Source organism: Corallococcus sp. RDP092CA, assembly GCF_041903675.1.
Taxonomy (GTDB): Bacteria; Myxococcota; Myxococcia; order Myxococcales; family Myxococcaceae; genus Corallococcus.
The window spans coordinates 214,073-232,941 of sequence record NZ_JAYESI010000006.1 but is presented as its reverse complement, the minus strand read 5'-3'; the positions used below and the strand labels follow the sequence as shown (position 1 = coordinate 232,941).

Genomic DNA, 18,869 nt, shown 5'->3' with positions numbered 1-18,869 from the left:
GTCGAAGGGACTCTTGAACAGGAGGTATCGGACGGACCGGCGCGGAAGTTCCGTCAGGCTCTCATTTCCTGGAAGACGCCCCCGTCAGGGGGAGACCACGCGGCCGACGGCGAGGACGATCTCCAGGATGATCAGCGCGACGATCATCACCTCCAGGATGTGCGACCGGTCGATGTCGACCTCGCCCTTGAGCAGGCCATAGGTCTGCGCGAGCAGCTGTTGCTTGCGCGTGACGGAGGCCTGCCACGCGGGGATGCGCAGGCGGCGCACGGCGCCCTCGTAGACCTTGGCCAGGTAGAAGTCGCCGATGATCTTCAGGCTGTTCTCCACCCGCTCCACGAACTCGTTGAGGTCCACGAGCGTGCCCAGCGTCTCGCGCGCGAGGTTGCGGTACGGGCTGCGGAACAGCGCGAGCCAGCCGGGCTTGCGCGCCTGCACCTCGTCGTGGATGCGCGCGATGTGCTTGTCCAGCCGCTCGTCGTAGTAGCGGAACTCCAGGAGCTGCGCGTTGGCGATCTCCAACAGGTCCGGGATGTCGCGCGAGCCGGACGGCTCGTAGACGAACGCGCTGTTCCAGTCCACGACGACCAGGTCATGGGAGGTGTAGCTGAAGCGCACCTGGGTGACGGCCTCGCGCTCGCGTGGCGCGAGCGCCGCGGCGGTGCTCTCCCCCAGGAGCAGCCGCGCGATGTCCGCGCTCTGGAACAGCTCCTCCGCGGACGGGTGGCCCTGGATGCGCTCGGCGAAGATGACGGTGTAGCTCTCGCTCTGCTCCCAGAGGTGCGGCCCCTGCACGGCGGCGGCGATGGTGCGGCGCACGCCCTCCACCAGCTCCCGCGCCAGGTCCTCCAGCGCCTCGCTGTCATAGAGCTCGTCCGCGACCTGGGTGAGCGCCTCCCAGGTGGTGCCAAACGCGACGGGCACGCGCAGGATGATGGACGCGGCGCCGTGGTCGAACAGGCGCGCGGTGACGTCCACCGTGACGGGGCCGCCGCGCAGCGCGAGCGGCCTGCGGCCCAGCTCATAGGCCACGGGCGGGTTGGGCAGTTGGATGTACTGGCTGTTCTCGCGCGACAGCTTCAGCCGGCGCGAGTCCTCCGTCAGCGCCCTGCGCGCGCGCTCCAGGTCTATCTCCTCCGCGATGTCGAACGTGCGGTAGCAGAGGATGTGGGCCTGTTCGAAGAGCAGCGTCACTCCGGCGGACACGGACATGGTGCCGCGAAGCCTACTCCGCGAGGTCCTCCCACAAGACGCGAAGTTCCAGCGCGAGCGCCTCGAATGGCTCCGCGTGGACGGTCTCCGCGTCCTCATGGGTCCCCACCAGCAGGTAGTGGCTGCCCTCCAGCCGGAAGACCTCCAGCGTGTACTGGAGTGGATCCACCAACCAGACGTGCCTGACGCCCTCCCGGGCATAGACGGGCAGCTTCCGGAACCGGTCCAGCCGCGACGTGGAGGGGGACAGCACCTCGCACAGCCAGTCCGGCGCCAGGGTGAAGCCCACGACATCGGGCACCCGGGGCATCCGCTCCCGGCGCCAACCCGCGAGGTCCGGCACCAGGACGTCCCTTCCCAGATGCAGCTCCGGCTCGGTGAGGAGGATCCAACCTCCGGGTCCACCCCGGCCCCGGTCGAAGGGACCATGAAGCTCTCCGCCCAGATGCGACGCCGCGAGCGCATGCCGCGCCGCCGGCCGGGGGCTCACGTGCAGCTCCCCGTTCACGAGCTCCCCCACTTGGTTCGAGGGGAGCGCTTCCAGGTCGGCGTAGGTGGCGGGCTTTCGGGTCATCTCTGGGACGAGGAACCTATCAGGTAGGACCATGCCCGGACACTCTCATGCCCGTCTGACGCATGTACCCCGGCGGCCGGGAGCCCCGGAAGCCCCCGGCCTGAAACATTTCCGAATGTTTCACTCAGTCACCGCCGCCCTCGGGCAGCTTGACTCCAATGCCACCCGGGCCGGGGCCGTTGTCAGGCAGGTTGCCGATGTGGCCGGGCGTGGGGATGGGGCGGTCTCCCGCCTGACGCTTGTTCTCCTGTTCGTCTTCCGGAAGCTGCGGTTCCTTCCGGGGGCTGTCGTGCTCACCCATGTCCGCTCCTTCGCGCGTTGAGAGGGTTTGGCCTCTCCCAAGCTAGGGAGCCCGCGCCCCGGCGGGCACCCCGCCCCCGCCGGCCCGCGGAGCATGCGGGGACACAAGCGGGCACGACGAAGGGGCCTCAGGGGCCCCGGGGCTTCGCGGGCGGCGTCAGCGCGGTGCGCACGTCCCACAGCTCCGGGAAGAAGCGCAGGTCCAGCGCCTTGCGCAGGAAGCCCACGCCCGACGAGCCGCCCGTGCCCTGCTTGAAGCCGATGATGCGCATCACCGTCATCATGTGACGGTAGCGCCAGAGCTGGAACCGCTCCTCCGTGTCCACCAGCTTCTCGCACATCTCATACGCGTCCCAGTGCTTCTCGGTGTCCTCGTAGATGCGACGGAACACCTCCATCACCTGGGCGCTCTTCTCATACGGCTGACGCCAGTCGCGCTCCACGTGGCTTCTGGGGATGTCGTGGCCCATGCGCGCCAGGTGGCGCAGGAACTCGTCGTAGATGCCCGGCGACTCCAGCAGGCGCTCCAGCTCCGCGTGCACGCCCTGCACGTGCCGGAAGGGCCCCAGCGCCGCCTCATCCTTGTTGCCCAAAAGGAACTCCAGCGCCCGGTACTGGAAGCTCTGGAAGCCGGACGCGTGGCCCAGCGTGTCGCGGAACTCCAGGTACTCGTTGGGCGTGAGCGTCTCCAGCACGCTCCACTGCTCGAAGAGCATCCGCTGGATGTGCGCGACGCGCGCGAAGATCTTGAAGGACGGCTCCAGCCGGTCCGCCTGGATGTAGCGGATGCAGGCGGACAGCTCATGGATGAGCAGCTTCATCCACAGCTCGCTCGTCTGGTGCTGGACGATGAACAGCAGCTCGTCGTGATGCGGCGGCTGCGAGCGGGGGACCTGCGCGGACAGGAGGCGGTCCAGTTGCAGGTAATCGCCATAGGTCGTCCGTCCCGCGAGGTCCGTGACGATTCCAGGCTCCAGGTCGCGTTTGTTCATGGCCCGGGCACTCATGCACACCAACCCCCTCGCGGCGCAAGCACATCCTCCGCGCGGTCAATCCAGCCACGTGCTTCCCGACGGAAGAACGCGGTCCACCTCTGCCCGGGCCGGGGCCACTGACTGCGACTGCGACTGCGGAGAACTCAGGCGTTCCGCTGAGCGGCTTCCGCCAGCGCCTTGGAGGCGGCGCGGCCACGCGGCAGCTTGATGTCCTCCACGCTGTTGGGGTTGGCGTAGTCCGCCCACTCCGCCGGACGGCGGTTGGTCTTCTCCAGCATGCGCAGCTTCTGGTAGTGCGCGGCGCAGTAGCCCTTGGTGCGGCTGGGCTTGCCGCAGCCCTTGATGGCGCACTCACGGGCGCCGCCATCCACCGCCGCCGGCTTGCGGCCCCGGCGCTTGCCGCCCGCCGCCACCGGCGCGCTCACCACGCGGGCCGGACGACCCGCGGGACGACGCCCCGCCTTGCCCGCCGCGGGCGCGCTCGCGCCGAAGAGGGGCCCCACCACCTGCGCCAGGGGCGCCAGCCGCTCGGCCACGCTGCGCAGCGCATCCAGGTCCGCCGTGCCCGACTCCAGACGAGACACCACGTCGCGCAGGGGCTTGAGCTGGACTTCAATCTCGTTGCGAATCATCTCGCGGAACGCCTTGTCAACTGACATTTCGAACAATCCTCGGTTTAAGGGGGGAGCATTGCCTTGGCGTGAACCGGCACGCCGGACTACCAATACCTTCCAGAAAGGCATTTGTCGAAGGAAGCGATAAAAAGTTGTGACGCCACTGCGTATCAGCAGGCGGGAAAGGCCCGGGAAATAGGCCTCGGCGGCGCTTTCAGCCACCTCTCACGCGTCCCAATGCAGGGGTTCCAACACCGCTCCGCGACTGGGAGCAGGGGGGTGTTGCGAGCGCTCCAGCAGCTCCTCGCACGTCAGTGCGAGGTCGTGTCCCAGTTCCTCCAGTTCATCCGAGTCGAGGGACGCGGACAGGCGGGGGAGCACCCCATGCTCGGTGGCCTGCACGTGCGCCACGACCTGGTCCGACAGCGTGAAGAGGCGCGCCTGCCAGTCGGCGCCGCGCGGCGTCAGCTCCTGCAATTCCTCCATCAGCTCCCGCAGGGTGAGGTGGTCCTCGGCCTCCTCGCGGGCGCGCGCGCGGCCCTCCACGCGCGTCAGGAGCGGCTGGATGCAGCGCTCCTCCAGGCGGGAGTGCAGTCTCAGCAGGCGGGCCAGGGACTCCTGACCGGACGCCAGCTCCTCCGCGTCCTGCTCCGAGGCCAGCCGCTCCAGCAGCTCCTCCAGCTCGCGGTGTTGTTGCAGGAGGATGTCGAAAGGGCCGGCCATGTCCCCAAGCATCGACACGGCCCCGAGAGCGGACAACCGCACCCCTCCTTCCGCCCTGAAAGGCAGCCTGCTGGCGTGCATGCCCTTCTCCGGTGACGGCGGCGGTGGAGCCCCTGCCCGGCCGCCTGGCGCCAGGGTGCCCCCGGCCAGGGGCGGCTGCATCTTGCCTCCACCGTGGCAAACCCACTCGTCAGCGTCCGGCAGGCGGTGTTCCGTTTCGCGGAGGGCGGCGCCGCCCTGTCCGCGCGCTACCACCGCGCCCGACTGATGGGAGCTGAACATCTGCACAGACAGGGCCCGCTGCTGCTCGTGGGCAATCACGGTGTCTGGGGATACGAGACCCCCGCCTTCTTCCACCTCCTGCACCAGGCCACGGGGCGCTATCCGCGGGGGCTGGCGGAGCGGGGGTTCTTCAAGATTCCCCTCGTGCGCACGGTGCTGCCCTGGCTGGGCGGGGTGGAGGGGACGCCGGAGAACGCGCTCCGCGCGCTCCAGGAGGGCCAGCTCGTCGTCTGTTATCCGGGCGGCGCGCGGGAGACCTTCAAACGCAGTCAGGGCCGCTACCGCCTGCGGTGGGAGCGCGCGCTGGGCTTCGTCCGGTTGGCCATGCAGGCCGGGGTGCCGGTGGTGCCCTTCGCCGGCTTCGGGGTGGATGACACCTTCTTCTGGCCTCCGGACGAGGACCGGTGGTGTGTGCGCCTGGCCGCGGAGGACAAATATCGCATGCCGTTGGTGATGGGATTGGGGCCCCTGCCGCTGCCGGTCCAGTTGACCTTCGCCGTGGGTGAACCGCATGAACCGCCGCCGTCGGGCGCGCCGGAGTCGCGCGTGCGGGCCTTCCGCGACCGCGTGGCCGCCAGCGTCCGGCGCCTGCTGTTGAGGGCCTGCCATGCTTGATGCTCCCACCGTCGCATCCCGGACGGACCGCGTGCCGCCGCTGGTGCCGGACGTGGAAGACATCCAGCGCGGCTATGAGCGGCTGGACTGCGAGGAGCGGCTCGTCCGGGGCACGCCGGTGCGGCTGTTCACCTTTCCCCAGGGCAACAGGGATGTATCACGCACGGTGGTCTGTCTTCCGGGGCTGGGGGCCAGTGGCCGGTCCTTCGCGCCCATGGAGCCATTGGCGCAGGCGTGGAACCTCCTGTTGTGGACGCCGCCCCTGAAGACGCCCGCGACCCATACGCCGCTCCAGTGGAACCTGTCCGTGCTCAACCACCCGGAGGCGGGGCTGCCGGAGCGCTTCGCGTTGCTGGGGTCGTCCTACGGCAGCCTGCTGTCCATCGCGTATGCGTTGGAGCACCCCCAGCGGGTGAAGGCGCTGGTGCTGGTGTCGCCGGTGGCCAGCGTGCGCCGGGTGCGGCGGCTGGCGTTGACGCTGTCCACGCTGGTGCGGGCGCCCCGGCCGCTGGCGTATGTGTTCGCGCCCACGGCGGCGCGCGTGCTGGGGGGCCGGTGGCTGCCGCCGGAGGGGCGGGCCGAGATCGTGCGCGAGGCCCGCCGCCTGTCGTCGCTGGAGCTGATGCGGCGGCTGCGCGACATCCTGGCCGCGGACTTCCTGCACCGGCTGCGGGAGCTGCGCGTGCCCACGCTCATCATCGAGGGCGGGCGCGACCTGCTGGTGCCCCCGGCCGCCGCGCGCGACGTGGCGGCGCACGTGCCGGGCGCCCGGCTGGAGTTCCTGGAGACAGCCAGTCACCTGCCGTACATGAGCCACCCGGAAGCGTTCAACGCGAGCGTGTCCGACTTCCTCGCGCGGCACCCGGACTGAGCAGGCGTCATCTCTAGCGGCGGGGGAGCGCATCCACATGACCACGGCCTCGGATCACCTGTCCCGCTCCGCGCTGCTGTTCCTGTCGCGTCAGTCCAACCTCAAGGACGTGGCCACGCGGCTCAAACCCTTTCGCCAGCTGGCGGCGCGCTTCATCGCGGGGGAGACGCTGGAGGAGGCGGTGGACGCGGCGCGCGCCCTCACGGCGAAGGGGTTGATGGCCAGCTTCGACCACCTCAACGAAGCGGTGCGCTCGCCCCAGGAGGCGCGCGACGAGGTGAAACAGTACCTGCGGCTGCTGGCGCGCATCGACCAGGTGGGCGTGAAGGCCAGCGTGTCGCTGAAGCTCACGCAGTGCGGGCTGTTGTTCGACCGGAGCCTGGCGCTCCAGAACGCGCGGGCGGTGGTCGCGGACGCGACGGCGCGGGACTCGTTCGTGCGCGTGGACATGGAGGAGAGCGCCGTCACGCAGGCGACCCTGGACATCGTGCGGAGCTTGCACTCGGAGTTCGGCGAGCGGCACGTGGGCGCGGTGCTCCAGAGCTACTTGCGGCGCACGGAGGAGGACGCGAAGGCCCTGTGCGCGGAGCGCGTCCGCGTCCGGCTGTGCAAGGGGGCCTACCTGGAGGGTCCCGACGTGGCCTTCCCGGACAAGCAGGACGTGGACGCGAGCTACGTGCGCTGCATGCGCATCCTCCTGGACAGCGGCGTGTATCACGGCATCGCCACGCATGATGAGCGGATGATTGACGCCACGCTGGCGTACGCCGCGCGCCAGCAGCTGCCCAAGGGCGCCTTCGAATTCCAGATGCTGTATGGCATCCGGCGCGACCTCCAGGAGCAGCTGGCGAAGGCGGGCCACCCGGTGCGTGTCTATGTCCCGTATGGGAAGCACTGGTATCCCTATTTCATGCGCCGGCTGGCGGAGCGCCCGGCCAACCTGTGGTTCGTGATGCGCAACCTGATGAAGGGATAGGCCATGAGGAATCCATACGCCGCGGCGTATGTCGCCGGGGCCGTGGGCACCGGCGCCCTGGGCGTGCTGGTCGCCGTGCGCAATGCCTCGCTGGGCCACCCGCCGCCCTACTCCGCGCGAAACATCGCGCGGCACGTGCTGAGCCGGCTGCTCGGACGGAAGCTGTCCCGGCGCGAGGCGGCGGACTGGGCCTTCGCGCTGCGCGCGGGCTATGGCCCCCTGCTGGGGATGGGCTGGGGCCTGGCGCGGAGGCGCCTGCCGGGGTGGCCCCTCGTCGCCAGCGGGGCGCTGCTGGGAGGGGGCGTGCTGGGGTTCGAGCGGATGGCGTTCCCCCTCTTCCAGGCGACGGCCGCGGAGAGCACCTGGACGCGCGCGGAGCACGCCTGGCTGTTCGCGCAGACGGCCCTGTTCGGCGTGGTCACCGAGGCGACGATGCGCTGGCTCACGAGGCAGGCGGTTCCCAGAAGTGGGACGGCCGTTCCCACCTCCGGTCAGGCGCCGGGGTGACGTGAGCCGCCCGGCAGGGGAAGGCCGTGCGTGGCATCCTCGTTGCTTCACGCGCGTGCTCATCCCCCACCCCTGACAGGTCCATGCCCTTGCTCGAAGTCCGGCGCGCGTTGCGCTCGATGGCCCGGGAGAAGCTCTTCACCGCGGTCGTCGTGGCGACGCTCGCGCTCACCATCGGCGCGACCACGGCGGTCTTCAGCGTCGTGTATCCGGTGCTCTGGCAGCCCCTGCCGTACCCGGAGGCGGAGCAGCTGGTGCGCCTCTTCCAGGCGACGACGCCGGGGGCGGGGGCGGGCCCCCACAAGGACCGCACCCGGGTGAGCGCTCCGGTGTGGCGCGCGTGGCGGGAGGGGACCCGGAGCTTCTCCGACATCGAAGGCGTCCGCGTGGAGAAGCAGCTCCTGGGCGGAGCGGGGCTGGAGGGCCGGCTGAGCGTGGGCCGGGGCTCCGCCGGGCTGATGTCCATGCTGGGGGTCCGGCCCGCGCTGGGGAGGTTCTGGGAGCCGGAGGAGGAGGTCCCCGGCCGCGACCACGCGGTCGTGCTGACGCACGCGCTGTGGCGGCGCCTGTACGGCGCGGACCCCGCCGCGCTGGGCCAGCACCTCCTGCTGGACGACGTGCCCCACGTCATCGTGGGCGTGCTGCCGGAGTCCTTCCACTTCGAGCCGGAGGTGGAGGCGTGGAAGCCCCTCGCGCTGGAGGCCTCCCGGGACAGGGGAAACGTGCTGCGCGTCGTGGGACGGCTGCGCCCGGGCGTGTCCGTGGAGCAGGCCCGCGCGGAGCTGCTCCCGCGCACGCTGGAGGCCGGCGCCGTCCCGGGCGAGCCCCGGGTGGGCGTGCTGGTGGAGCCCCTCCATGCGTACCTCGTCGAGCAGTCCCGCTCCCAGCTCCAGGTCGTGACGGGCGTCGCGGTGCTGCTGTTGCTGCTGGGGTGCGCGAACCTCACGAACCTGCTGCTCGCGCGGGGCAGCGCGCGGATGCATGAGCTGGCGGTGCGCATCGCGCTGGGCGCGACCCGGTGGCAGCTGGTCCGGCAGGTGTTCGTGGAGAGCGGGGTCCGGGCCCTGTTCGGCGGCGTGGGCGGGCTGCTGCTCGCGCTCTGGGGGCAGGGGCTGCTCCAGACCTTCGTCCCGGCCTCGCTGGAGTCAGGGCCGGGGCTCGAGCCCTTCATGCTCGGCCTCACGGCGAGCGTGTCCCTGGTGACGGCGGTGCTGGTGGGGCTGCTGCCGGCGCTCCACGCGTCGCGCGGGGAGGCGCGGGCCGCGCTCGCGCCGATGACGCGCGCGGGGCGAGGCGCGACGTCGTTGGGCTGGACGCGCTCGGCGCTGGTCGTCGCGCAGCTCGCCCTGGCGCTGGTGCCGCTGGTGGGGTCGGGCCTCATGCTCCGCACGCTGTGGAAGCTCCAGGCCGTGCCGCTGGGCTTCGAGCCCCGGCGGGTCACGGTGGCGGAGGTGTTCTTCCCGGTGGAGAAGTTCCCGGACGAGGCCCAGGCCGCGCTCGTGGCCCGGGCGCTCACCGCGCGGCTGGAGGCGCTGGCCGGCGTGGACGCGGCGGGCCTCACGGGGGCCCTTCCCCTCACCGGCGAGGTCTGGCGCGAGAACGTGGGCTTCCAGGTCGCGGGGGCGCCGCCGCCCTCCGGGACCCCGCCCCGGGCCGGGTACGTGCCCGCCAGCGCGGGCGCCTTCCGGGCGATGGGCATCCCCCTGAAGCGGGGCCGCCTCATGGGGGACGGGGACACGGCGGGCCGTCCCCCCGTGGTGGTGGTCAGCGAGGCCTTCGCGCGCCGGCAGCTGCCGGGCCGGGACCCCGTGGGCGCCCGGCTCCAGCTGGACAGGGACGCCGCGCCCCGGGAGGTCATCGGCGTCGTCGGGGACGTGCCCATGGAGCGCGTCTCCGTGGCCCCGACGGGAGACCTCTACGTCCCGCTGGGGCAGGACCTGCGCAAGAGCCTGCACCTGGCGGTGAGGTCCTCGCTGCCCGCGCCCCGGCTGCTGGCGCTGCTGCGCGAGGAGGTCCGCGCGGCGGATCCGAACCTGCGGCTGCTCGACGTCCGCCCGCTGGACCGCGTGGTGGAGGCCAGCTCCGAGCGGGTGCGCGTGATTGGCGGGCTGCTGACGGCGTTCGCGCTGCTGGGCGCGGTCCTGGCCTCGGTGGGGTTGTATGGGCTGCTGGCCTTCTGGGTGACGCAGCGGACGCGCGAGCTGGGCATCCGGAGCGCGCTGGGCGCGACGCCGCGGGGGCTGCTCCGGCTGGTCATGGCGCAGGGGCTGCGGCTCACGGGGCTGGGGCTCGCCGTGGGCCTGGCCTGCGCCGGGCTGCTGGCCCGGGCGCTCTCCGCGATGCTCTTTGGCGTCACGCCCCTGGACCCGGTCATCTTCGTGGGAGCCCCCGCGCTGCTGCTCCTCACGGCGCTGGCGGCGAGCGGGCTGCCCGCGCGCGCCGCCACGCGCGTCTCCCCCGCCGAGGCCCTGCGCCAGGACGCGTGAGGGCCCCGCGTCAGGACCTGTTGCCCTTGTGGGGGAGCAGGGTCTCCACCATCTCCTTCATGGACTGCTTGAGGAAGCCGCCCGCGTCCACGTCGCCCTTCACGACGGCGGAGGCGAACATCTTCGCCTGCTCCACGGTGATGTGCGGCGGCAGGGGCGGCACGTCCGGATCCGTATAGGCCTCGAAGACCACGGGCCGGTCGGAGGCCAGCGCGTCATCCCACGCGGCGGCGAGCCGGTCCGGCCGGTCCACGCGGAGGCCCCTGAGGCCCAGGGACTCGGCGTACTTCGCGTAGGGGAAGTCCGGCAGGTCCTGGGACGCGGCGTACTTCGGGTCGCCCTCCATCACGCGCTGCTCCCACGTCACCTGGTTCAGGTCGCGGTTGTTGAGCACCAGGACGATGAGGCGCGGGTCCTTCCACTCCCTCCAGTACTTCGCCACGGTGATGAGCTCCGCGTTGCCATTCATCTGCATGGCGCCGTCGCCCACCACCGCGAGCACCGGCCGGTGCGGGAACGCGAACTTCGCGCCCAGCGCGTAGGGCATGCCGCAGCCCATGGTGGCCAGGTTGCCGGACAGCGAGGCCATCATCCCCTTGCGCACCTTCAGGTCGCGCGCGAACCAGCTGGTGGAGCTGCCCGAGTCCGCCGTGAGGATGACCCCCTCCGGCAGCTTCGGAGACAGCTCCCAGAACACGCGCTGCGGGTTGAGGGGGTTCGCGTCGTCCATGGCGCGCGCCTCCAGCACCTTCCACCAGCGCGCCACGCCCCTCTCCACCCCCTCGCGCCAGCCGCGGTCCTCCTTGCGCTCGAGCTGGGGGAGCAGCGCGCGCAGCGTCTCCCTCGCGTCGCCGACGAGCCCCACCTCCATGGGGTAGCGGATGGAGAGCATCCGGCCGTCCAGGTCGATCTGGACGCCGCGCGCCTGGCCCTCGGGCGGGAGGAACTCCGCGTAGGGGAAGCGGGTCCCCACCATCAGCAGCGTGTCGCACTCCTGCATCAGGTCCCAGCTCGGCTTCGTGCCCAGCAGGCCGATGGAGCCCGTCACGAAGGGCAGCGCGTCCGGCAGCACCGCCTTGCCCAGCAGCGCCTTGGCCACGCCCGCGCCCAGCCGGTCCGCGACCTCCAGCACCTCATCCGCCGCGTTGAGGGCGCCCGCGCCCACCAGCATCGCCACCCGCTTGCCGGCGTTGAGGACGTCCGCGGCGCGGCGCAGGTCCGCGTCCTGGGGGAGCACGCGCGGGGAGGCGTAGCCCACGCTGGAGTGCACGGTGCCGTGCTTGCGCGGGGGCGGTTCGTAGGGCTGCTCCTGCAAGTCATTGGGCAACACCAGACACGTCACGGTGCGCTCGCACCGGGCGATGCGCACGGCGCGGTCCAGCGCGTGCCGGATGGCGGAGGGCGCGGTCACCATGGTGACGTACTCGCTGGCCACGTCCTTGAAGAGGGTGGTGAGGTCCACCTCCTGCTGGTAGTGGCCGCCCAGGGCCGTGCGCGCCTGCTGGCCCACGATGGCCACCACGGGCTGGTGGTCCAGCTTCGCGTCGTAGAGGCCGTTGAGCAGGTGGACGGCGCCCGGGCCGGAGGTGGCCATGCACACGCCCACGTCGCCGGTGAACTTCGCGTGCGCGCAGGCGGCGAAGGCGGCCATCTCCTCGTGGCGGACCTGCACGAACCTCATCTCCGAGGTGCGCCCCAGCGCGCCCATCACGCCGTTGATGCCGTCGCCCGGGTAGCCGTAGATGCGGCGCACCCCCCACTGGATGAGGCGGTAGATGAGATAGTCGCTGACAGTGGCGCTCATGCGCGAGGCTCCCGGGCAGGGGGGTGGAGGTCCCTCGCGCATCAAGCTGGTGACCGCCAGGGTCCCGGGAGTCCGGAGGCGGCCGGGTGCCCGTTCCGCCCGTCCGTGAGCGGGCCCGCGTGCGGGCGGCTAGCGGGGGCCGGGAGGCTCCGGCGCCCGAGCCTCCGCTCCAGGCCGGCCGCGCCGGGCCTTGTCGTGGGCGAGCTCCGGCCGCTTCTCCGCCAGCCACGCGATGGCGTGGGCGGAGCTGGGGATGGTGAGCATCAGGAACGCGGCGACGAGCAGCCCCCGGGCGAGCAGCCAGCCGTCCGCCGTCGCCAGCGTGGCGCCGATGATGACCAGCGCCCCGCCGAAGGGCACCGCGCCCGCCGCGTGCACGCGCGTGAGCACCGACGGCAGGCGGTACATACCGATGATGGCGGCGGTGATGAAGAGCAGGCCCAGCGCCACCAGGCCGTCGGCCACCCACTGGAGGAGGGCGGCCGTCATCGCCGGGCGTCCTCCTCGTCGTGGAAGGCGCGGCCGTGGTGCAGGTAGCGGGCGCCGGCCACGGTCTGCACGTAGGAGAGCAGGGCCAGCACCAGGGCCGCGTCCAGGTAGCCGGCCTCGCCGCGCGTGGCGCCGTACAGCGCCAGCACCGCGCAGATGACCAGGCCGAGCGTGTCCACGGACATGAGCACGTCCGCGGCGGAGCGCTGGCGCGAGGCCAGCAGCACCAGCGTGCCCAGGAGGCCCACCATCCACACGATGGCCAGGGTGAAGAAGGTCTCGTGCATCGCCGGCCGCCTCCCTACGGGAACACCGCGCGCTGGTAGCGCCGATAGAAGTCGTCCTGCTGCTGGACGAGCCTGGCGGGCTCCGAGGCGTCCAGCGCGTGCATGCGCATCACGCGCCGCTCCCAGTCCAGCTCCAGCAGCACCGTGCCCGGGGACAGGGACATCGCCCACGAGGACACCTGCACGCCGCGCGCGGTGCGCTCGCCCATGGGGACGTCCACCACGCCCGCGTGGCTCGCGCGGTCCGCGGGGCCGAAGATGACCGTGAGGACGTGGAAGCAGCTCCGCGTCACCAGCACGGCCAGGGCCCAGCCGAAGCGCGGCAGGTGCAGCGCGCGCCGCCAGTGCTCGCGCGCGCTCGGGCCCCGGGGCAGGCCCACCGCGGGGAACAGGCGCATCACGCCCAGGGCCAGCGCGGCGCCCAGCGCGAGGTCCACCGGGTGGAAGCTGCCCACCATCAGCGCGTACAGCAGCGCCAAGGACAGCGTGTGCGCGAGGAGGCGGAGGCTCATGGCACCGTCCCCAGGCCCTGGACGGCGTCGAGCCCCGCGCGCAGCAGCGGCTCCGGCCAGAGGCCCACGGCGATGAGCGCCAGGGACAGCGCGTACACCACCGCGCCCGTGCCCCGGTGCAGGGCCGCGCCCTCCCTGAGCCACCGCTCGCGCTGGTAGGCGCGGAAGAGGGCCAGGAGCGACAGGGCGCTCGCCAGGACCACCAGCCCCGCGAGCGCCACGTGCCCCTGCTCCAGCGCCGCGCGCAGCAGCCACGCCTTGGACCAGAAGCCCGCGGTGGGCGGCACGCCCGCCGTGCTGAAGGCCGCCACCGAGTAGGCCCGGCGGGCCCGCTCGCCGCCCCGGTCCTGCGCCAGGAACAGCGCCGTCTTGTCCACGGAGCCCGCCAGCGCCAGCGCCACCGCCGCGCACAGGCCCTCGTGGCCCCCCAGGCCGAGCGCGGTGATGATGAGCCCCGCCTGCGTGATGGACGCGTAGGCCAGCACCTCGCGCGTGTCCCGCCGGGAGAGCGCCAGCACGGAGCCGTAGAGGATGCTCGCCGCGCCCAATATCTCCAGCAGCGGCCGGGACTGCGCCAGCACCTGCGGCAGCACGTCCGCGCCGAAGCGCAGCAGCCCATAGCTGCCGATGTTCGCCAGCGCCCCGGCGAGCAGCGCCGCCACCGTGGGGCCCGCGTCGCGGTAGACCGCCGGCGCCCAGAAGTGGAACGGGAAGAAGCCCAGCTTCACCCCGAACGCGCACAGGAGCAGCGTCCCCGGCACGAGCAGCGCGAACGGCGGCCCCGCCTGGCCCCACGCGATGATGGACAGCATGTCCAGGGTGCCGGTGGTCAGGTACAGCATCACCACCGCCGTGAGGAACAGCGTGGACCCCATCAGGTTCACCACCACGAAGGTGAACGCGGCGCGCAGGTTCCGGGGCTGCTCGCCGTAGGACGCCAGCCCGAACGCGGCCGTCATCGCCAGCTCGAAGAAGACGTAGAAGTTGAACGCGTCCGAGGTGAAGAACACCCCCGTGAGCCCCGCGCCCATGAAGACCACCAGCGCGGGGAAGCTGCGCGACGTGATGCCGCCGGCCACGTGCTCGTACACGAGCGTGCCCAGCAGCACCGCCGTGGACACCAGCGCGAACACGATGGAGAGCTGATCCGCGCGCAGGCGGATGCCCACGCCCACCGGCCAGTCCCCCGTGACGAACTGGGGGGCCTGGGCGCTCCAGGCCTGGGGCAGCAGCCACACCGTGCAGCCCAGGGTGCCCGCGAGCCCCGCGATGGCCAGCCACGCCACCCACGCGCGGCGCCCGTCCAGGAACGCCAGCACCGCGCCCAGCACCCACGGCAGGAGCAGCGGTCCCCAGAGCGGCATCAGCGGCCCTCCTCCTGCTCCACGGCGTGCACGCGCTGGAGCTCCGCCTCCACCAGCCGGTCCGTGCGCAGCGAGCCGTGCGCCCGCTGCGTGCGGTGCACCAGCGTGAGCAGCAGCGCGGACACCGCGAAGCCGATGACGATGGCCGTGAGCGCCAGCGACTGGAGCACCGGGTCCGTCACCGGCCAGCCGGGCCGCACGTCCAGCGCCTCGCCCCGCTCCGGGAAGGAGCCCGCGACGATGAGCAGGATGCTGGAGTTGGTGATGAGCACCGTGCCGCACGCCACGCGCACCAGCTCGCGCTCCAGCACCATGCGCACGCCGCAGGCGAACAGCAGGCCCACCACCAGGGACGCGATGAGGGTCATGGCCCGGCCCCCTCCTCCGCGCCGGTGCGCAGGGTGAAGCGGTCGATGACGGTGACCACCAGCCCGAAGACGATGAGCATCAGCCCTCCCTCGAAGATGAGCGCGGTGTGCAGGTGGAGGCCCCCCACGCCCACCTCCGGCTGCTCCGGGCGGGGGAAGAGGCTCATGGGCGCGTAGCCCGCGAGCACGGGCAGGAACGCGGTGCCCACCACGAGCAGCAGCCCCACGCCCGCCAGCGGCGCCGCGTACCGCACCGCCGCGTAGCGCCGGGCCTGGTCGCGGCCCGCCGTCACGTACTGCAACAGCACCGCGAGCCCCGCGAGCGCCCCGGCCGGGAAGCCGCCGCCCGCCGCCGCGCCGCCCTTCAGCCAGAGCGACAGCGCGATGATCAGCGACGGCCACAGCAGCAGGCGCGACAGGGGTGGGACGAAGGAGATCATCGCGTCAGCGCCTCCCCTTCAGGCTCAGGAGGCTGGTGACGCCCAGCAGCGCCGCCACCACCACGCTCATCTCCCCCACGGTGTCCAGGCCGCGGAAGTCCGTGAGCACCGCGGCGACGACGTTGGGGGAGTGCGCGGCGTCCGCCAGCTGCACCGTGCGCGCCCCCACGCGCTCGGCCTGGAGGTGGGACAGGGCGCTCCAGCTCAGGAGGAAGGCGCTCGCGCCCGCGACCGCCGCCGCCAGCCGGTCGCGGCCGCGCGGGTTCTGCGCCTCGTCCTGGGCGCGCTGGAGGCGGGCGCTGGGGAGCAGGGCCAGGAGGCCCGCGAAGAGCAGCGTGAAGGTGGTCTCCACCAGCACGGAGGTGAGGGCCACGTCGGGGGCGGCGGCGAAGGCGAACACCATGGCCAGGCTGAAGCCCACGCAGGAGATGAGCAGCACCAGCACCAGGTGTCCCTTCGCGCGCAGCGTGGCCAGCGCGGCGGCGGACGCGAAGGCGAGCGCCATCACCAGCGTCACGTCCGCCCCGCCCACCGTGCCCACGTGGAAGCGGTCGCGCAGCGGCGTCACGCCCAGCACCGCCAGGCCCAGCAGCCCCGTAGGCACCAGCACGGACGCCACGCGGTCGCGCAGGTCGCGCACCTCCCGCTCGTGCAGCCACGTGGACAGGCGGTCCAGCTGGTACAGGAGCAGGCGGTAGCCGCGCTCGGCGCCCGCGTGGGACGCGACCTCCAGCGCGCGGGAGAGCGCGGGCGTCCACGCGCGGCGCGTGGCGAAGAGCAGCGCGCCCAGGGCCCAGGCCCCCGCGGCGAGCAGGTTCTCCGCGCGCGCGTCGAGGTGGTACGCCAGCTCCAGCGTGGAGGGCCTGCCGAGCATCGCGGCGGCGGCGGCGCGCGCGGGCGGCACCAGGAGCCCCGGCACCACGCCGCCCAGGAGGATGCCCGCGGCGAGCACGACGACGGGCGCCACGAGCAGCGCGGGCGCGGCGGGCGCGGCGCGGCGCGGGCCGCCGAAGAGGCCCCACCACAGGCGCAGCGTGTACGCGAGCGTCATGCCCGCGCCCACGAGCCCGGCCGCCATGAACGCGGGGCCCCGCTGGACGAGCGCGTGGAAGAAGACCTCGTCCTTGAAGAAGCCCTCGGTGAAGGGCACCGCGGCGAGCCCCGCCGCCGCGACGGCGCTGGCGCCCGCGAGCACGGGGAGCGAGTGGCGCAGGCCCCCGACCTCCGACAGCTTCTTCTTCCCGGTGACCTGGGTGACGGCGCCCGCGGTGAGGAACAGGGCGGCCTTGCAGGGGGCGTGGGCGGCGACGTAGAGCGGCGCGCCCTCGGAGCCCAGCGCCACCAGCACCAGCGCGTAGCCGTACTGCGCGATGGTGGAGTACGCGAGCACGCGCTTGAACGGATCCGCCACCAGGGCCATGAGGCTGCCCATGCCCAGGGACAGGAAGCCGATGGCGAGCAGGCCGTCGCGCACGGCCGTGGCCGGGGCGAACAGGGGGTAGAGGCGCTGGAGGAGGAAGACGCCCGCGGCCACCATGGCTGCCGAGTGCAGGTACGAGGACACGGGCGTGGGCGCGGCCATGGCGCGCGGGAGCCAGAAGTGGAACGGCACCTGCGCGCTCTTGCCCAGCGCGCCCACGGCCAGGCACACGAGCGCGCCGGTGGACGCGGGGTGGTGCGCGGCGCGCTCGATGACGAGCGGCAGGGAGAAGGTGTCGTACTGGAGGCCCAGCGTGAGGGCGCCGGCGAAGAAGACGATGGAGGTGGCGCCGGTGAGCACCAGCGACAGGAGCGCGGCGGCGCGCGACTCGGGGTCCTCTCGGTCGAAGCCGATGAGCAGGTAGGAGATGATGGTGGTGAGGTCCAGCGCCACGAAGAGCAGCAGCAGGTCATCCACGGTGACCAGCAGCACCATGGCGGCCATGAACGCGAGGAGGAGCCCCTGGAAGCGGACCTCGTCGCCCGGGGGCCGGCGCTCCTCGGCCAGGTGGTGCGGCATGTACGCGCGCGAGTACAGGACCACGAGCGCGCCGATGCCGAGCGCCAGCGCGGCATAGAGGCCGGACAGGCCGTCGCGGGTGAGCTCCAGGGACAGGCCCCAGGCGGGGGCCCAGGGGAGCACGAGGCGCGTGGGCGCCTGCGTCGTCCATTCATGGACCAGCGCCCCCAGCGCGGCGAGCGCCCCCAGCGCGCCCATCCAGGCCGCGGCGCCCGGACGCCACCGGCCCGCGACATAGGCGAGCGGCGCGCACGCCAGGGCCAGGAGGAGGGGCAGGAGGAGGGGCATGGGCGGAGAGGCCCACGTTAGGAGTGGCCCGCCGACGCAGGCACACAACCGTCAGCCCCGCGCGCGGAGCGTCACCCCGCGGTCACTCGAGGAGCAGGGGCCGTGCGCTGGTGGACACAGCCCGGCCCGCGCCAGGGCCCGGGGCTACAGCGAGTCCAGCAGCTCCCGGCACTCGCGCCGCCAGTGGAGCGCGGTGGCGGGCACGGGCTGCACGCGCGCGGAGCCGTCCGCGGGGTCTCGCGACAGCAGGCGCACCTCCTCCGGGCGCACGTGCTCCAGCAGGTCCGGCGAGTGCGTGGCCAGCACCACCTGCACCGGCTGGCCCCCCGTGGACTCGCCGCGCGTCATGGCGCGCAGCAGCTCCAGCACCTCTCGCACCAGCCCCGGGTGCAGGGCGCGCTCCGGCTCGTCCAGCGTGAGCAGCTCCGGCAGCGGGCGCTGGTAGGGCAGCACCAGGAACGCGAGCAGCCACAGCACCCCGTCCGACACGTAGTCGGGGCCGAACCACACGTCCGGGCTCCAGCGGTCGCGGAAGCGCAGCCGGAAGGAGCGGTCCTCCAGGTCTCGCGCCACGTCCACCTCCGACAGCGACGGCACGCGCTTCGCCAGCTCCCGCGAAATCACCTCGCGCGTGGCCATGGGCAGCGCCGCGAAGACGCTCGCGAGGTTGCCGCCCTTGCGCTCCAGCCACGTCGCCTTCGCGGACGAGCCGCCCCCGCGCAGCGCCTCCAGGCTCAACGACAGCTGCTGCGTGGAGTGGCCCTGGCCGGGCAGCGTGTCCATCACGCTGAACGGATACTCCACGCACGTGCGGTCGCCGTGCGCGTAGGTCCACTCGATGGACAGCGGGCGCGACTCGTCCCGCCGCCAGAAGTCCGACGGCTCATAGGCCAGCTGGTGCTGGAGCCCCTCCAGCACCGAGGTCTTCCCCGATGCGGACGGCCCCACCAGGACGGTCATTGGCTCCAAGGCGAGCTGCACGCGATGCAGGCACCGGAAGTGCTCGAAGCGGACGGAAGCAATCACAGCCAGGAGCCTAGCGGCCTCCCCCCAGGGGCCGTCCATGGCTCCGCCCGGACCCATGCCCCTCTGTGCGATGCCCGCCACACCCTCCAGGCGGCCAGCCCCGCCGCCATCAACGCCACACCGGCAACGCCACCGGC

At 72.6% G+C, this 18,869-nt stretch carries 20 protein-coding genes; 5 read left to right on the top strand and 15 right to left on the bottom strand.

The features are described from left to right. Nucleotides 1-84: 84 nt before the first annotated feature. The 6 genes from U8525_RS09930 to U8525_RS09905 all read right to left on the bottom strand — a co-directional run bounded on the left by U8525_RS09930 (nucleotide 85) and on the right by U8525_RS09905 (nucleotide 4,418). Entirely contained in the window at nucleotides 85-1,212 is a 1,128-nt protein-coding gene (locus U8525_RS09930) for a hypothetical protein (protein ID WP_374264118.1), read from the bottom strand. A gap of 13 nt (nucleotides 1,213-1,225) precedes the next feature. Then, nucleotides 1,226-1,786 carry a Uma2 family endonuclease gene (locus tag U8525_RS09925; RefSeq protein WP_374264116.1) on the bottom strand — a complete coding sequence of 187 codons (561 nt, stop codon included), beginning with the start codon at nucleotides 1,784-1,786 and terminating at the stop codon, nucleotides 1,226-1,228. Between the two features lie 124 nt (nucleotides 1,787-1,910). Further along, on the bottom strand, nucleotides 1,911-2,087 hold the full coding sequence (locus U8525_RS09920; protein ID WP_374264114.1) for a hypothetical protein: 177 nt from the start codon (nucleotides 2,085-2,087) through the stop codon (nucleotides 1,911-1,913). 127 nt (nucleotides 2,088-2,214) lie between these two features. Further along, the gene (locus U8525_RS09915) at nucleotides 2,215-3,078 is read right to left on the bottom strand and encodes a tryptophan 2,3-dioxygenase (protein ID WP_374264112.1); all 864 of its coding nucleotides are present in this window, start codon (nucleotides 3,076-3,078) and stop codon (nucleotides 2,215-2,217) included. A 146-nt stretch (nucleotides 3,079-3,224) separates the two neighbouring features. Beyond that, nucleotides 3,225-3,740, bottom strand: a complete 516-nt coding sequence (locus U8525_RS09910) for a cell wall protein (protein WP_374264110.1) — start codon at nucleotides 3,738-3,740, stop codon at nucleotides 3,225-3,227. A gap of 180 nt (nucleotides 3,741-3,920) precedes the next feature. Next, nucleotides 3,921-4,418, bottom strand: a complete 498-nt coding sequence (locus U8525_RS09905; protein WP_374264108.1) for a hemerythrin domain-containing protein — start codon at nucleotides 4,416-4,418, stop codon at nucleotides 3,921-3,923. A gap of 174 nt (nucleotides 4,419-4,592) precedes the next feature. Between U8525_RS09905 and U8525_RS09900 the strand changes: the two genes are divergently transcribed. The 5 genes from U8525_RS09900 to U8525_RS09880 all read left to right on the top strand — a co-directional run bounded on the left by U8525_RS09900 (nucleotide 4,593) and on the right by U8525_RS09880 (nucleotide 10,155). After that, entirely contained in the window at nucleotides 4,593-5,315 is a 723-nt protein-coding gene (locus tag U8525_RS09900; protein WP_374264106.1) for a lysophospholipid acyltransferase family protein, read from the top strand. Further along, nucleotides 5,308-6,186: an alpha/beta fold hydrolase gene (locus tag U8525_RS09895; RefSeq protein ID WP_374264104.1), complete on the top strand. Its 879-nt coding sequence runs from the start codon at nucleotides 5,308-5,310 to the stop codon at nucleotides 6,184-6,186. Before U8525_RS09900 ends, U8525_RS09895 begins: the two co-directional genes overlap by 8 nt. A gap of 37 nt (nucleotides 6,187-6,223) precedes the next feature. Then, nucleotides 6,224-7,162 carry a proline dehydrogenase family protein gene (locus U8525_RS09890; protein ID WP_374264102.1) on the top strand — a complete coding sequence of 313 codons (939 nt, stop codon included), beginning with the start codon at nucleotides 6,224-6,226 and terminating at the stop codon, nucleotides 7,160-7,162. A 3-nt stretch (nucleotides 7,163-7,165) separates the two neighbouring features. Next, complete coding sequence (locus U8525_RS09885) at nucleotides 7,166-7,669, top strand: hypothetical protein (RefSeq protein ID WP_374264100.1); 504 nt, start codon at nucleotides 7,166-7,168, stop codon at nucleotides 7,667-7,669. An 83-nt stretch (nucleotides 7,670-7,752) separates the two neighbouring features. After that, nucleotides 7,753-10,155 carry an ABC transporter permease gene (locus U8525_RS09880; protein WP_374264098.1) on the top strand — a complete coding sequence of 801 codons (2,403 nt, stop codon included), beginning with the start codon at nucleotides 7,753-7,755 and terminating at the stop codon, nucleotides 10,153-10,155. 10 nt (nucleotides 10,156-10,165) lie between these two features. On the opposite strand, the gene U8525_RS09875 is transcribed toward U8525_RS09880, so the two are convergent. The 9 genes from U8525_RS09875 to U8525_RS09835 all read right to left on the bottom strand — a co-directional run bounded on the left by U8525_RS09875 (nucleotide 10,166) and on the right by U8525_RS09835 (nucleotide 18,666). After that, a complete protein-coding gene (locus U8525_RS09875; protein ID WP_374264096.1) occupies nucleotides 10,166-11,959 on the bottom strand; it encodes a thiamine pyrophosphate-requiring protein in 1,794 nt (597 codons plus the stop codon). Nucleotides 11,960-12,088: 129 nt separating this feature from the next. Continuing rightward, entirely contained in the window at nucleotides 12,089-12,448 is a 360-nt protein-coding gene (locus U8525_RS09870) for a cation:proton antiporter (protein ID WP_374264094.1), read from the bottom strand. After that, complete coding sequence (locus U8525_RS09865; RefSeq protein ID WP_374264093.1) at nucleotides 12,445-12,735, bottom strand: monovalent cation/H+ antiporter complex subunit F; 291 nt, start codon at nucleotides 12,733-12,735, stop codon at nucleotides 12,445-12,447. The genes U8525_RS09870 and U8525_RS09865 overlap by 4 nt, the downstream gene beginning before the upstream one ends. A 14-nt stretch (nucleotides 12,736-12,749) precedes the next feature. Further along, nucleotides 12,750-13,247, bottom strand: a complete 498-nt coding sequence (locus U8525_RS09860) for a Na+/H+ antiporter subunit E (protein ID WP_374264091.1) — start codon at nucleotides 13,245-13,247, stop codon at nucleotides 12,750-12,752. After that, nucleotides 13,244-14,611 carry a complex I subunit 5 family protein gene (locus tag U8525_RS09855; RefSeq protein ID WP_374264089.1) on the bottom strand — a complete coding sequence of 456 codons (1,368 nt, stop codon included), beginning with the start codon at nucleotides 14,609-14,611 and terminating at the stop codon, nucleotides 13,244-13,246. Before U8525_RS09855 ends, U8525_RS09860 begins: the two co-directional genes overlap by 4 nt. Continuing rightward, the gene (locus U8525_RS09850; protein ID WP_374264087.1) at nucleotides 14,611-14,979 is read right to left on the bottom strand and encodes a sodium:proton antiporter; all 369 of its coding nucleotides are present in this window, start codon (nucleotides 14,977-14,979) and stop codon (nucleotides 14,611-14,613) included. The genes U8525_RS09855 and U8525_RS09850 overlap by 1 nt, the downstream gene beginning before the upstream one ends. Next, nucleotides 14,976-15,419 (bottom strand): MnhB domain-containing protein, encoded by a 444-nt coding sequence (locus U8525_RS09845; RefSeq protein WP_374264085.1) that lies wholly within the window; start codon nucleotides 15,417-15,419, stop codon nucleotides 14,976-14,978. Before U8525_RS09845 ends, U8525_RS09850 begins: the two co-directional genes overlap by 4 nt. Before the next feature lie 4 nt (nucleotides 15,420-15,423). After that, on the bottom strand, nucleotides 15,424-17,706 hold the full coding sequence (gene mbhE / locus U8525_RS09840; RefSeq protein ID WP_374264083.1) for a hydrogen gas-evolving membrane-bound hydrogenase subunit E: 2,283 nt from the start codon (nucleotides 17,704-17,706) through the stop codon (nucleotides 15,424-15,426). A gap of 144 nt (nucleotides 17,707-17,850) precedes the next feature. Then, on the bottom strand, nucleotides 17,851-18,666 hold the full coding sequence (locus tag U8525_RS09835; protein WP_374264081.1) for an AAA family ATPase: 816 nt from the start codon (nucleotides 18,664-18,666) through the stop codon (nucleotides 17,851-17,853). Nucleotides 18,667-18,869: the final 203 nt, after the last annotated feature.